The sequence below is a fragment of the Nocardia sp. NPDC003963 genome, assembly GCF_053605105.1.
Window position 1 is genome coordinate 513,757 of record NZ_JBSGIP010000001.1, and the last position, 13,411, is coordinate 527,167.

Consider the following 13,411-nt stretch of genomic DNA (forward strand, 5'->3'; position numbering starts at 1 on the left):
CGGGACCGGTCGACGGTATCCGTGCCGTGCCCGGTCAGGACGTTGCGCGCTCGAGGTTTCCGATGATGCGTGCCAGCACATCCATCATCTGCGCGAACTCGTGATCGGCCACCCCGGTCGCGGAGAGTTCGCGGATCCGGGACACCGAGTCGGCGGCCGCGGTGTGGGCCGCCCGGCCCGAATCGGTCAGGGCGTACCGGCCTTCCACGTCCCGGGTGATCCATCCGTGTGCGGTGAGGTCGGCGACCGCATCGCGCATATTCTCGTCGTTCACTTCCCAGAACGGGCGCAGCGCGTCGATCAGGCGGGCGTCGTCGGCGGGTCCGGCGGCGAGTGTGTTGAGCGTCTGCCATTGCCGCCGGGTGAGCCCGGCGTCGGCGACCAGCCGGTCGAAGGTGAGCTCGATGAGCTGGTCGAGGCGTTTGACCTGGTAGCCGATGAGCCGGTTCGTGCCGCTGGGCGCGGGCTCGGGCGCGGTGGGTTCGGCGGCCGGGGTGCCGCAGGCCGCCAGCGGGATGAGCAGTGCGGTGGCGGCGCCGAGGAGCAGGGTGCGTGCCTTCATAGCGATGCGGATCCTCCAGTTGAATATTCATAGACAATTAGTTGTCATATGACATGTATATGTCCGTAATATCATGGCGGTGTGGATGATGTCGAGCGCGTCGAACGAGCTATGGTCGCGATCCGCCGTCGGCAGACCCGGCGGAGCCTCGCCCGCGAAGGGGGGCTCGCGGGGCAATCCTTCGACGTTCTGGATGTGGTCGAGGCGTCACCGGAGGCGACGGTATCGGCCGTGGCTGCCGCGCTGGCCGTGGATCAGCCGAGGGCCAGTAAATTGGTGGCGGCCACCGTCGCGGAAGGGCTCGTTCGCCGGGTCGCCGACCAAGCCGACGGGCGGCGGTCGGTGCTGGTTCTCACCGGGCGGGGGCGGGAGATTCTCGCCCGCGCCCACGAGCGGCGGCGGACCGCTTTCGACAACGCCATGACGGGCTGGACCGCGCGCGAGCGCGCCGAATTCGCCCGGCTGCTCGATCGTTTCGTCGGGGCGATGCCCTGACTTCCCGCTGTTGCTGGAACGGGGGAGCGGGGGGCTGTGCGTAGCCTTCTTTGTCCGCCGTTCGGACGCGCTGGATCGGGCTCGTGCCGCAGTTGCGCCTCGGGCGATACGGGCCCGGAGCTCCGTGAGTGAACCCGCACAGGGTCGGGGCCGTCTCGGATGAAGCCGAGCGCAGGTCCGGCCGAATGCCGTCACTGTGCCGGCCGATATCGAAGACGATCCAAAGCCTTGGCGTTACGTAGATATGCGCATTCGAACATTTAATTTCCGATCCGCCGCCCGGGAAACCGGACGCGGAGTCGCGTCCAAGGGCTTTCAGCAGAGGTGCCCGGAGACTGTGAGCAGCTGCGTGACGGTTTCCGCCATGCGGGCGCGGAAAACTTCGGGACCGAACGATTCCGCGTGCGCGCGGATCCGGGCCGGATCGAGATCGGTGGTGGAACGGTCGCGCAGGGCCGTGGCGAAGTCGTCGATCACCTGCTCGTCGGGCCCGACCGCGATATGGGCGCCGCTGAGACCTGGCACCACGGTATCCAACGCACCGCCCGCACCGACGGCCAGAACCGGGGCGCCACAGGCCATCGCCTCCACCGGTACGATCCCGAAATCCTCCACACCGGGCATGAGCAGGGCACGGCAGCGGCGGTACATATCCGCCAGCACGTCATCGGGTGCGGCACCCAGAAAGGTGGTCTCCGGACCCGCGAGGGTCTCGAGGCGGCGGCGATACCGCCCGTCGCCGACCACCACCAGGCGCAGGCCGGCTTGTTGAGCGGCGCGGATGGCCAGATCGGGGCGTTTGTACGGGACCAGGCGGCCGGCGAACAACAGGAAATCCTCGCGCGCCACAGCGGGATCAGTGGCGAACTGATCCAGGCGTACCGGTGGATTGACCACCGTCGCGGGCCGGCCCCACCAGTCCCGGACCCGGTCGGCCACCGCGCGGGAATTCGCTACCACCGCGGCGAGATGTGGTGCCGCGGCGGTTTCGGTGCGCCGGGCCAGGCCGCCGAGCACGGTGAGGGCGGCGCGCCCGGCGGGACCGCCGGCCTCCTGTGCGCGGAAGGCGGGGTCCCATGCCCAGCGGGCGGGGCTGTGTACGTAGGCGAGCACCGGAGCCTCGGTGGCGAACACCGCCTGTGTCGCGAAGGCGTGATGACTGACGACCACCGCGTCGAAACCGCCGCGCAGCGGGAGCCGGCGCAGGGCGCGCGGGACCAGTGGTAGTAGCGGAGCGTGCGAGCGCCGGCCCGTCGCGGCATGAACGCGGGAGAGCCAGGTACCGGAGACGGTGTCCCAGGGCGGATGCGCGATGGCCGGGGCGGCGGCCGGATCGACGATCGGTGCGAATACCTGTGCCTGTGGCCAGGTGCGGGCCAATTCGCCGACGACCGCCTCCGAGCCGCCGTATTCGGTGAATCGTTCGTGCACGATCGCCAGACGCGGTCGCCGGGCGGGGGTGGTCATCGCACAACCTCCTCGATGAGCCGGCGGGGCGCCGCGTGGGCGCGCAGTGCCGGGGCTACGGGTCGCCCCTCCAGCAGACCCGCGACACTGCCCTGTTCGAGGGCGCGCCGGTAGACACCGGCCGCGCCGCGGCAGGCCGCGACCGTGTGGTCGATATCGCGATCGGTATGGGCCGCCGAGGTGACGAACGATTGTCCGAGGACACCGCGGCGCAACAGTTCCTGGAGGAACAGGGTGCGGAACTCCTGAGACGGGTTGCCGTCCGGGTCCAGGGTGAGGAACAGCAGGCACGAAGACCGGCCGGCGATGCGGAGACAATCGTCGATACCGAGTTCGGCGGTGATCTCCTCGATTCCGGCCCGGAGCCGCCGCCCGGCGGCTTCCATCCGGCCCACCGGATCTGTGGTGGCATAGGCGTGCGCCACGGCCCGGAATGCCGCCAGGGCGCCGGTTTCCGGGCCGTGGGTCGTCGACAGCAGGAACACCCGGGCGTCGTCGGTCCGTAATCCGCCCAGTTCCAGGTATTCGCGGCGGCCGGCGAGGGCGGCGATCGGAAATCCGTTGCCCATCGCCTTGCCCCAGCACGACAGATCGGGCACCACGCCGTAGACCTGCTGCGCACCGCCGGACGCCCACCGGAATCCGGTGATCATCTCGTCGAACACCAGCAGGGTCCCGAACCGGTCGCACAGTGCGCGCACACCGGTCAGATAGCCGGGTGGTGGTTCGTGTAGTGCCGTCGCGGCCTCCATGACCACGCAGGCGATCTCCTGCCCGGCCAGTACCGCTTCCAGCGCGGGTAGGTCCCCGTACGGGAAGGACGTCGTCGGCTGCCGGGGTATACCGGCCGACATCGCGGTGGTCCCGATGAACCAGTCGTCCACGGAGAAGAAAGGTTGTGCGCAGACGGCCACGGTGATCCGGCCGGTCACCGCGCGGGCCAGCCGCACGGCGGCGGTGGTGGCGTCGGAGCCGTTCTTCGCGAACTTCACCATATCCGCGCCCGGCACCAGGTTCAGGAACTCCTCGGCGGCGGCCAGTTCCGCGACGGTCGGCCGGGAGAAGTTCACGCCGTCGGCGACAGCGGCGGTCACGGCCTCGACGACCGGCCGGTAGCCGTGCCCGAGGGTCACCGACCGCAGTCCCATCCCGTATTCGACGAATTCGTTACCGTCGCAATCGGTGACGCGGCAACCGTGCCCGCGTACCAGTACCGGCGCCATATGCTCGGGGTACTGGTCGGATCCGCGGGCATAGGTGTGCGCGCCGCCGGGCACCAGTTCGTGCAACCGCTGCTGGGCGCGGTCGCTGCGGCCGAATTCGGTGATCACACTCGCTCCTTCGCGGCTCAACAGCCGGACTCGGTGAAAGCCTTGAGGTATCCGGCGGTCTGCCGTACGTACATCCAGGCCTGGAACACCGGATCGGTACGGCTCGGGCTGGCGACCATGGTGAGTTCGCCGTCGAAACAGCGGCCGACGATATAGCGGGCCCGGGAGACGTGCGGGGTGAAGGTGACGACGATGATGTGCCGCCAGCCGTTGGCGTCGGCCAACCGGCGGATCTCGCGAGCCTCACCACGGGTGGTCCAGGGGCGGGGTTCGAAACACGTGACCCGGAACGGGTACGGGGTGTGGCAGTAGTGGTCCATCCGCGGATCGTCCAGGCCGGTGGACGCGGAGATCAGCAGCTCCGGTGCCCAATGCCGCCGGGTCAGTTCGAGTCCGACGTCGAACCGCTCGTACGGAGTGCCACCGAGCACCACCACAGCGTCGGCGGGGCGCAACGGATCGAGCTGGGGCCGGACGAATACCGGCCGGCCGGCCACGATCACGAGTGTGATCAGGACGAGCGCGGCGGCCGCGATTCGCCACGGACGGCGTTGGGCGCCGGGAGTATTCGCGCTCATATCACCGCACCGGGCGGTCGCGGCCCAGCGGCGCGGTGCGCAGCGCGCCGTCGGGGGAGACGATCAGCCGCCAGTAGCCGCCCTCCGGATCCCGCAGTACGACCCCGGCGTCGGCATGATCGGACAGCCATGCCCCGCTGGCCAGGACCGAAGCCAGTCCCGCCCCGTCGGGAGCGACCGCCCGGATGATCTCCTCCGCGCCGTCGGCCCGGGCGGTCACCGGACCGGAGAAACTGGGCCGGTGGGTCTGACCGCGACCGAGGACCTGCCAATTGCCGGGGAACACCCGAGCACCGATCTCGGCGCCGGCGCCGGAGACGAGATTGACAGCGATACCCTCCGGGCAGCCGGCCTCGTCGATCCGCAGTTCGGCAGGGCTGCCACCAGGGTCGGCGTCGAAGGCGATATTCGCCAGATACGGCTGGCGGCAGTAGATCAGGTCGATATCGCAGGACCGGGCCGCGACCTTGCAGTTCACCATTCCGAACTGGGACGGTCCGCCCCGTCCGGCGGCGCCAACCTGCACGGCGATATCCGCGCCCTCGAACCAGATATTGGTGAGCCACCAGTTGTTGGCGGCACCGTCGACGAACAGATGGCGATCCGTGGTCGCCGGATCGGTATCGGAGACGAATTCGGAATTGGTGATCGCCAGTCCGGCATTGTGGTCGTTACCGGTGCCGAGTACGCCGATGCGGTTACCCGAGAACTTCGACGAGGTGACGTAGTTCTGGATACACGAGGTCGCCAGCCCGATTCCGAAATTGTTGATATCGCAGTCGATGAACGAGGTGCCGCCGGTGTTCGCCTCCAGCACCACGCCTTTCTGCCCGGCGTAGCGCGGCCAGTTGTCGGAGAGGTGGTTACCGCGGATGAGGACGGTATCGAAACTGCAGCGGAAACATTGCGCGAGCCGTATCGCGGTGGCCTCGGGACCGGTCAGGTAGAAACCCATCCGGGCGAACCTGATCCGCTGTTTGCCCGCGTAGTCGATCAGTGTGGTGTCGCGATCGCAGAACACGGTGGTCACATCGGCTCCGTCACCGTAGACGACGGAGCCGTCGGGGAGATCGGGCCAGGCGGTGATCCGGTAGTCGCCGGCCGGCAGGTACACCACCGGCGGTAGGTCATCGGTACGGCAGGCGGCGGCCAGAGCCGCCGTATCGTCGGCCTTACCGTCACCGACGGCGCCGAAGGCACGGATATCGTGGACGGTCGGCGACGCGGTCCCGGTCGCCATGACGATGGGCGCGGGCGGTGGCCCCGACGCGGCCAACGGTACGGTGACGGCGCCGATACCGGCGGCGCCCAGCCCGGCGGCGAGCAGGTCACGGCGGTGGAGACGACGCCGGCCGGGTCCGGCCGGGTCCGCTGGAAGTCCTTCGCTCACGACCGCCGCCACCATGTCCGCCGGGGCGCGACCGCCACCACTCCGGATACGGTGGCCCCGGCCGCGGTCAACGCGGTGAGCGCCGCCCCGGCCCGGTCCCGGCGGGCGCCGCCCAGCCGCACCACGCCGACAGTGCCTGCCGCTTTCGGGGCCACCGCGGTGGCGTCGGCGGCCGCGATGTCGACGATCACGCGGTCGAAACGTTTCGCGACCTCACCGAGGAGCGCTTCGAATCGGTCGGCGGCCACGAGGTCCACGGTCTGTTCGTCGGCTGTGCCCAGCGCCAGGACGACCACCGACCGCTCGGGCCACAGCACGAAGGCTTCGTCGATATGGATATCGGCGCGGAGTACGGCCGCCAGACCGTCCGCCGCGCGCGCGCCGGTCTCGGTGGGGACGGTGGGCGCGGACGCGGGCAGATCGTCCAGCGGTACGGCCGGAGCGGTACGCAGATCCAGTTTGACCGTCGGCGGATCGAAGATCTCACCGCGCACGACCGCCGTGGTGCGACCGGACGCCGCAGTCACCAGTTCCCGGGCCGGATTCGCCTCGCGGACCGGCCATTCGCCGCTCGTCGTCGGCCGGAGTACGGATTCCGGGAGCAGCGTGGAGACACCCCGGCCGGTGCTGTTCGCATCGATCAGCAGGACCTGGGCTCCGGTGGCGCCGAGCGCTGCCGCCGCGCCGAGGACCAGGGCGGGTTCGGACTGTCCGTCGAGGGTGGTGATCACCATCCGGGGGGCCGCGGGCAGCCGGGATCGCAAGGCTCGCAGTTCGGCCTGAGTCCGCTCGGTGTCCAGCGCGACCGTGCCCAGTACCGGCTGTCCGAGCGCGGCGAGTTCGGCGCTGTCGCGTACTCGTTTGTTCAGCCGATCCAGCAGATACGCCACGGCGGCCCCGAGCAGCAGTCCGGCGACGGCACCGACCGCGTACAGCCGGGCGCCGCCCGTACCGCCCGCTTCGGCGGGTGCCTGTGCCGCGTCGACGACCGCGACCCGCGCGGCGGGTGCGGCGGTGACCTCGATGGTCTCCAGTTCGTCGACGAGGGCGCGGAACTGGGCGACCACCTGATCGGTGAGTACCCGGCTGGTCTCCGCGTCCTCATCGGTCACCGACACCCGGAGCAGCGATGTCGCGGGCGGAGTGTCGGCGGTGATAGCGGCGCGTAGTTCTTCGCGGTCCAGATTCAGTCCGAGCTGTCCGATGACCCGGTCGACCACATGGTCGCTGGAGATCAGCTCGAGATAGGAGCGCACTCGCTGCTGGGCGGCGAGACCGCCCTGATACGAGTCCGCGACCGAGGTACCGGTCGCCATCGATACATACAGTGTGCTGGTGGCTGTGTAGGTTGTCGGCGTCGATTCGACCTGGTACGCCGCCAGACCCACGCCCAGCGCCGCACCCGCCAGCAGCACCGCCCAGTAGCGGCGCAGCAGGCGCAGATAGTCGGGCAGTTCCATCATTGTCTTCCTTCACTTCCCACGCTCGCGCCGACCGGTTCCGCGGCGGGGCCGGTCGGTAGTTCTCGATCAGGTCCGCCGGGCGGCCCGTGTGTGCGCCGCCAGTGACCCACCGCCAGCCGGACCAGCCAGGCCAGGATCACGACCTGTAGATATTTGCCGAGTGTTTCGGCGCTGCCGAGCATTCCGCGCTCGAACACCACCGGAACCTCGATCAACGCGATACCGAAGAGCACCGGCACCAGATGGCGCGCGTACAGCGACCGCGCCCACCCGACCAGTACGACCGCGGTGAACGCGACGCCGACGACGACCCCCGGCAGGCCGCCGATCACATACCCCTCGCTGATATTGCCCTCCGCCAGCGATACCGATACCTGACTCATATCGACCGAGGCGCCGCGTACCTCGCTCGCCCAGGCGGTCCCGGCGTGCAGTTTCTCCTCGGCCAGCAGCTGCGCCGGCACCATGCTGCGGGCCAGATGCCCCAGGACTTCGGCGGGACTCAACCACGAACCCGGCCCTACGTAGTAGGCGTCGGTCGCGGCCTCGAGCAGATCGAACCGGCGCAGCAGGCTGAGGAACGGCTGTACCCCCTCGGGATAGGCGCCGTCGACGGCGGCCGCCTCGGCGCGCAGATACGGCGAGGTCTTGAGCGATTGCAACCAGTCGAATCCGGCGATACCGATCGCCGATACCGCGCCGATACCGAGCACTTTGGCCCGGGTCCAGCCGGTGAGCGCGAAGCGTACCGCGACCGCGAGCGCGGCCCCCAGGATCGGTGTCTTCGACTCGGTCGCGGTGGTCCACCACAGTTCGCCCGCCATCAGCACACCCAGTACGGCGATCGTCGCGGATTGCCGTGGCGGGCGGGCGAAGACGATCAACCCGACCGCGCCGAGGATGGCGGGCATGGTGAGCAGGCTCAGCACCGGTGAGGCGCTCTGGACATCGCCGGCCTGCCCGGCCGCGCCGGAGGCTACGCTGAGCAACCGGGCGCAGGTCCCCAGCACGTACAGCACCCACAGGGTGCCGATCAGATCCGGATCGCCGGCCAGCGGGGCCGGGCCGGGACGTGGCCGGCGGCGTATCCACAGGACGAAGCCCAGGACGATCAGCGCGTACACGGTGAGACCGAAGGCCACCGGGCGCAGCGCCGCTTCGATTCCCACGTCGTAACCGATATCGGCCAGCCGCGGGTCGGCGACATTGTCGCCGAAATGCGGATCGGGGCGCACGATCAGCAGCACCACCGGGCGGGCGACATAGGACATCGCCCAGTAGACCGCCTGGGCGATCAGCAGTACCCGCAGCACGCCGTGGGTGAGCAGGGCGGCGACCACCATCGTCGACAGTGCCGCGACGACGACCAGTAGCGGCTCGTTCGAAGTGAGCAGATCCGGGATCAGCATCGGCACCGTCCCGCGGGCCGCGAATCATTCCAGCGCACGCAGGATCTCCTTCGCCCGGTCGGTGTAGGTGTGCCCGCCCTCGACGATCCGCCGGTGACCGGCTTCGGCGGTTTTGGCCGCCTGATCCGGGTACGACGCACAGCGCTCCAGGATCTCGTCGAGCTCGTCGCGGCTGGAGAACAGGAACGCCTCGGTACCGTCGTCGAGCAGTTCGGCGTGTTCGTCGGTGCGTTCCCCGACGAACAACCCGCCCGAGGCCGGTACCTCGAAGGTGCGGCAGGTGTGGGTGTCACGGTTCTCGGAGTTGAGCAGCACCAGATTCGCCGTCACCGACGCCACCGCGATGGCGAAATCCTCGCCGTACACCGGGCCCGCGACCGCGGCCCGGGTAGTCTGCAACTGCCGGACCCGGCGCCATCCGGGGCCGCGGACCAGCAGTTGCGACCCGTAGGTGCGAGCCAGCGAAACGATCCCGGGCCGCCGGTCCGGCCGGCACGCGCCGATGAACCCGACCAGGAACTGCCGGGTGCCGCGCCGGGCCGCCGGATGATGCCAGGCCGGATCGTAGGCGCTGCGTACGAACAGTGTCCGGGAAACCCCTCGACCGGCGAGCTCGGGCAGATTGTGCCGTTTGGTGGTGACCACCATGTCCCATTCGGATTCGTGCGCCAGATAGTCCGCGGTCGTATTCGCTGGATTCGACACATCGTCGGGGCTGTAGTGCACATGCAGGGCGGCCGGGATCTCCAGCAGGCGGCACTGGTCCAGGAATACCGATTTGAAGCCGAACACGAGATCCGGATGCAGTTCGGCCGCGGCCCGTTCCAGCCTGGTGTGGACCCGGTCCACCGTCCACGGCGCCCGCCGCTCACCGGTTTTCGCGTACGACCACGAGGGTGACAGCCGTGGCGGCAGGGTCACCGGGGTGGAATCGACCACGATGACCTCGTGGCCGAGCCTGCGGAACCCTTCGGCGAGCGAACGGGCGTTGCTGCCGAGCCAGTCGTCGCCGACGAACAGAATCCTCATCGTGTTCCTCTCTGCGCGTCCGCGGGCAGCGGGCTGCCCGCGGCGCGTTCCCGCACGATCAGTGCGCGCATCCGCGCGAGATACCAGATCGCCACCGCGAATTCCGCGGCCACGATCCCGGCTGCCAGCGTCCACACCGAATGTGTGCGCAGGGTGAGCAACAGCGCGCAGCCGGCCACGACCGTGCCGGTGGCCGAGCCGATCAGCACACCGACCGTGTCCTGGCGTACCGGCAGGATCGCGGTGGTGACGAACGAGGTCACGGTGGTGGCCGGCAGGATCAGCGCTTCCAGGCGCAGCACCCCCGCGGCGCCGCCGAACTCGTCGCCGAAGACCAGTCCGATGACGAGCGGCGCCGCCACCCACAACCCGGCGCTCGCCACGCACGCTGCCGCCACACAGACCCCCAGTGCGCGCAGCGCGTCCGGCCAGAATCGTTCGTCGCCGCCGCGTTTGGCCATCCGGGGCAGTAGCGCGAAACCGATCGGGTCGAGCAGCGACTGCACCGCCCGCACCAAGCGGTCGGCCGCGGAGTACAGACCCAGCGACGCCGCATTGAGCACCGCGCCGTAGACGGCGGCCGCGCCCTGCCCGTAGCTGGTGACCAGCAGCCGCCCGGTCACCACCGGCAGCGCGGCGCGGACGAGTTTCCACGCGCCCCGCGGCCGGCCGGGCGCGCCGAACGCGCGCCAGGTGTCCCACCAGGTCAGCGCGAGGCTGATCACCGAGGAACCGAGCAGGCACAGCATCGCCATCGCGGCGGTCGGGTAGCGGGGCAGCAGGGTGAGCAGCAGGACGAGATAGCCGACCCGGGCGATCGACTGGTACAGCGTGGACGCGCCGAACCGGCCCTGGCCGATCAGCACCCAGTCTTCCGACATCGACCAGAAACCGCCGACGAACAATCCGAGCAGCACCATGCCGAGGTAGTCCGGTGCGCCCGCGGGCACCGCCGTCACCAGCGCCACCGCGAGCACACCGAGGATGCCGCCCCGGATGGCTAGGTAGGTCCCCCGGGTGTGGTTCACGATGTCCCGGTCGGTGCCCGACTCCTGTACGCGCGCGGCCAGATAGGAGGTGATCCCCAGGTCCACGATCAGCGAACCGAGGAAGTACGCCGACATACCGATGGCGAGCAGGCCCATCCCGGAAGCTCCGAGCAGGCGCGCGATCAGCGGTAGCGTCGCCACTGTGACCAGGTACTGGCCGTACTTGCCGAAACTGACGTAGGCGATATCGCGTAGTACCGTCGCCGATTCGCGTATCCGCGCCGATGTGGTCCGCGGCCCCTGTTCCGCCGCCGGGACGACCGTGATGACCGGGAGTTTCTCGGTCGGCCAGTCGGCGAAGGCCGGGATGATCTCGGTCGGCAGGTCGTACTCGGGGACGCGCAGACCGTCCATCGACACCGGATAGGGCCGGTGGACGATGCGGATCGGAACGGTGTGCGGGTCGACAGGGTTCATCGCGCGCGTACCGCCCGTCGTGCGGTGACCTGTTCGAGCACTCCGGTGACCGCTCGCGCGGTCGCCGCGATCCCGAAATCGGCACTGCGCTCGCGGGCGGCCGCACCCAGCCGGGTACGCAGCGCCGGATCCGTGACGAGCCGGTCCAGTGCCGCCGCGAGCGCGACCGGATCTCCCGGTGGGATGAGCAGGCCGTCGACTTCCGGCCGGACGATCTCGGTGGGTCCGCCCGCATCCGCAGCCACTACCGCGCAACCCGCGGCCATGGCTTCGACCACCACCTGGCCGAAGGGTTCGGCGAGCACCGAGCAGTGCACCGCGATATCCGCGCGGGCGAAGTAGGGCCCGGGATCGTCGACATGACCGGCGAATTCGACCGGCAGGCCCGTTTCGGCCGCGATCCGTTCCAGATCGGCCCGGTAGTCCTGTTCGCCGAAAAAAGAACCGCCCACCAGCTGCACGGACGCGGGCCGGTGCCGCAGCAGGGGCAACGCGCGCAGCAGGATCTCCTGCCCCTTCCACGGGGTGAGGCGACCGACCATGACGATCCGCACCGCCCCCGGGTCGCGCTGTGGCACCCGGGCCGGGGTCGCGATGGGCTCGACGCCCGGATAGGCGATCACCGCGACCCGGCCCCGGGTGTGGAGGGTGCGCAGGGTGGAACGGCTGTTGGCGACGATGCCGCGTGCCGTCACCCATCCCAGTACCCGCAGTGCGAAAGCCAGTACCCGGCCGAAGTATGCACCGCTGATCCGGTCGTGGACCTGCCAGACCAGTGGCACCCCGGCCCGGCGCGCGGCGACCGCGCCCATCAGCAGGGCCTTCGTACTCTGCGCGACCACCACATCGGCGCCGTCGGCGCGTACCAGCGTCCCGAGCCGGGCACCCAGCCGCACCAGGCCCGCCGCGCCGGTACACAAGCGCAGCGGTCCGGAACGGGAAACGGTGAGCGCCGTGCTGTCGAAGGCGTTACCGAGCACCGTCACCGGAATCCGGCGGGCGCGTAGCCGATCCACCAGCGGGCCGGGCGCGGTGAGCAGGACCGAGGGGTCCACCTTCCCCTCTGCGCGCAAGGCGGTCAGCAGTCGCAGGGTGGCGAGTTCGGCACCGGAGGGGGCGGCGGTATGGGAGAGGAAAACGGCGCGGATCATCCGGTCAACTCCCGGTACAGGGCGATATGGCGGTCGGCGGCTACCGCCCAGGAGAAGGTTTCGGCATGCGCTCGGCAGCGGTCCGGCCCGGGTACCGCGCCGTCGAGCGCGGCGGCCAGCCGGGCGGCCAGGGCGTCGGCGTCGTCCGGGGCGACGATCAACGAAGAATCCAGATCCCGGACCGAATCGGGCAGGCCGCCGCAGTCGGTCACGACCGGTGCGCGGCCCGCCGCCAGCGATTCCAGCGCGATCAGTCCGAAACCCTCGAGGGCCACGGACGGAACCACGGTGACCGCCGCCCGCCCGTACCAGGCGGTGAGTTCGCTATCGGAGATCCGGCCGGTGAAGGTGACGTCGGTACCGAGTCCGCGGGCCTGCTCGCGCAGCGCGGATTCGGCCGTCCCGGTGCCGACCAGCACCAGCCGGGCCGCCGGGTGGGCGGCGCGCACCGCGGGCCAGGCGCGCAGCAGCACATCGATACCCATTCGGTGTTCGAGCCGCCGTACGCACAGGACCACCGGCGCGGAGGGTTCGGGCAGAGGAGCGGGGTGGAACCGGTCCAGGTCGACACCCGGCGCGATCACCGCCACCGCATCGGGTCGCACGCGGTAGTCGTGCACGAGCAGATCCCGGAAATACCGGGAGAGCACGACGAATCTGTCGGCCGGGTGCGCCCGTAGGCGTTCCAGCGCGTACTTCGCGCCGGCCGCGAAGGCGCCGCCGCCCGCTGCCCGGCTCTCCGCCGCCCATGGCCCGTGGAAATGCACCACCAGGGCGCGGGTATCGCGCGCGGGTGGTCCGTACAGTGCGAAATGCCGGTCCAGGACGAGGGCCCGGTCCGGATCCGCGGCCTGCCGGTCCCGGAACGCGGCCCGCGCTCGATACCAGGTGGAACCCCCGGCCGGTCCCCACGACAGTCCACCCGGCGGTGCCTCGCCGAACGCGGCGCCCGATACATCGATGCCGGGGTGGCCGGTGAGCGCCTCGAAGAGGTCGGTGAAATAGCGGTTCAATCCACCCGGTGCGGTGCCGAACCATTCCGAGCCGGTCATGTGTACGCGCGGCGGCGC

12 protein-coding genes are annotated in these 13,411 nt (G+C 70.0%); 1 reads left to right on the forward strand and 11 read right to left on the reverse strand.

Annotation, left to right across the window (positions count from 1 at the left end; translation table 11 throughout):
* Positions 1-34 precede the first annotated feature (34 nt).
* Positions 35-562: a MarR family winged helix-turn-helix transcriptional regulator gene (locus tag ACWEWT_RS02435; RefSeq protein ID WP_452555371.1), complete on the reverse strand. Its 528-nt coding sequence runs from the start codon at positions 560-562 to the stop codon at positions 35-37.
* A gap of 81 nt (positions 563-643) precedes the next feature.
* Between ACWEWT_RS02435 and ACWEWT_RS02440 the strand changes: the two genes are divergently transcribed.
* A complete protein-coding gene (locus ACWEWT_RS02440) occupies positions 644-1,057 on the forward strand; it encodes a MarR family winged helix-turn-helix transcriptional regulator (protein WP_452555373.1) in 414 nt (137 codons plus the stop codon).
* Between the two features lie 315 nt (positions 1,058-1,372).
* Here the strand turns inward: ACWEWT_RS02440 and ACWEWT_RS02445 are convergent, their stop codons facing one another.
* From ACWEWT_RS02445 to ACWEWT_RS02490, 10 genes are read right to left on the reverse strand one after another with little or no spacing between them, the layout of a single operon-like run.
* Positions 1,373-2,524, reverse strand: a complete 1,152-nt coding sequence (locus ACWEWT_RS02445) for a glycosyltransferase (protein ID WP_452555375.1) — start codon at positions 2,522-2,524, stop codon at positions 1,373-1,375.
* On the reverse strand, positions 2,521-3,852 hold the full coding sequence (locus ACWEWT_RS02450; protein WP_452557641.1) for a glutamate-1-semialdehyde 2,1-aminomutase: 1,332 nt from the start codon (positions 3,850-3,852) through the stop codon (positions 2,521-2,523). Before ACWEWT_RS02450 ends, ACWEWT_RS02445 begins: the two co-directional genes overlap by 4 nt.
* A gap of 20 nt (positions 3,853-3,872) precedes the next feature.
* Positions 3,873-4,433 (reverse strand): YdcF family protein, encoded by a 561-nt coding sequence (locus tag ACWEWT_RS02455; RefSeq protein WP_452555377.1) that lies wholly within the window; start codon positions 4,431-4,433, stop codon positions 3,873-3,875.
* A 1-nt stretch (position 4,434) separates the two neighbouring features.
* A complete protein-coding gene (locus tag ACWEWT_RS02460; protein WP_452555379.1) occupies positions 4,435-5,823 on the reverse strand; it encodes a glycosyl hydrolase family 28-related protein in 1,389 nt (462 codons plus the stop codon).
* Positions 5,820-7,286, reverse strand: coding sequence for a hypothetical protein (locus tag ACWEWT_RS02465; protein WP_452555381.1), 1,467 nt, complete (start codon positions 7,284-7,286; stop codon positions 5,820-5,822). Before ACWEWT_RS02465 ends, ACWEWT_RS02460 begins: the two co-directional genes overlap by 4 nt.
* A complete protein-coding gene (locus ACWEWT_RS02470) occupies positions 7,283-8,695 on the reverse strand; it encodes a hypothetical protein (protein WP_452555383.1) in 1,413 nt (470 codons plus the stop codon). The genes ACWEWT_RS02465 and ACWEWT_RS02470 overlap by 4 nt, the downstream gene beginning before the upstream one ends.
* A 24-nt stretch (positions 8,696-8,719) precedes the next feature.
* Positions 8,720-9,724, reverse strand: a complete 1,005-nt coding sequence (locus ACWEWT_RS02475; RefSeq protein WP_452555385.1) for a CgeB family protein — start codon at positions 9,722-9,724, stop codon at positions 8,720-8,722.
* The gene (locus ACWEWT_RS02480; protein WP_452555387.1) at positions 9,721-11,190 is read right to left on the reverse strand and encodes a lipopolysaccharide biosynthesis protein; all 1,470 of its coding nucleotides are present in this window, start codon (positions 11,188-11,190) and stop codon (positions 9,721-9,723) included. Before ACWEWT_RS02480 ends, ACWEWT_RS02475 begins: the two co-directional genes overlap by 4 nt.
* Complete coding sequence (locus ACWEWT_RS02485; RefSeq protein WP_452555389.1) at positions 11,187-12,341, reverse strand: glycosyltransferase family 4 protein; 1,155 nt, start codon at positions 12,339-12,341, stop codon at positions 11,187-11,189. The genes ACWEWT_RS02480 and ACWEWT_RS02485 overlap by 4 nt, the downstream gene beginning before the upstream one ends.
* On the reverse strand, positions 12,338-13,393 hold the full coding sequence (locus tag ACWEWT_RS02490) for a glycosyltransferase family 4 protein (RefSeq protein ID WP_452557642.1): 1,056 nt from the start codon (positions 13,391-13,393) through the stop codon (positions 12,338-12,340). The genes ACWEWT_RS02485 and ACWEWT_RS02490 overlap by 4 nt, the downstream gene beginning before the upstream one ends.
* Positions 13,394-13,411: the final 18 nt, after the last annotated feature.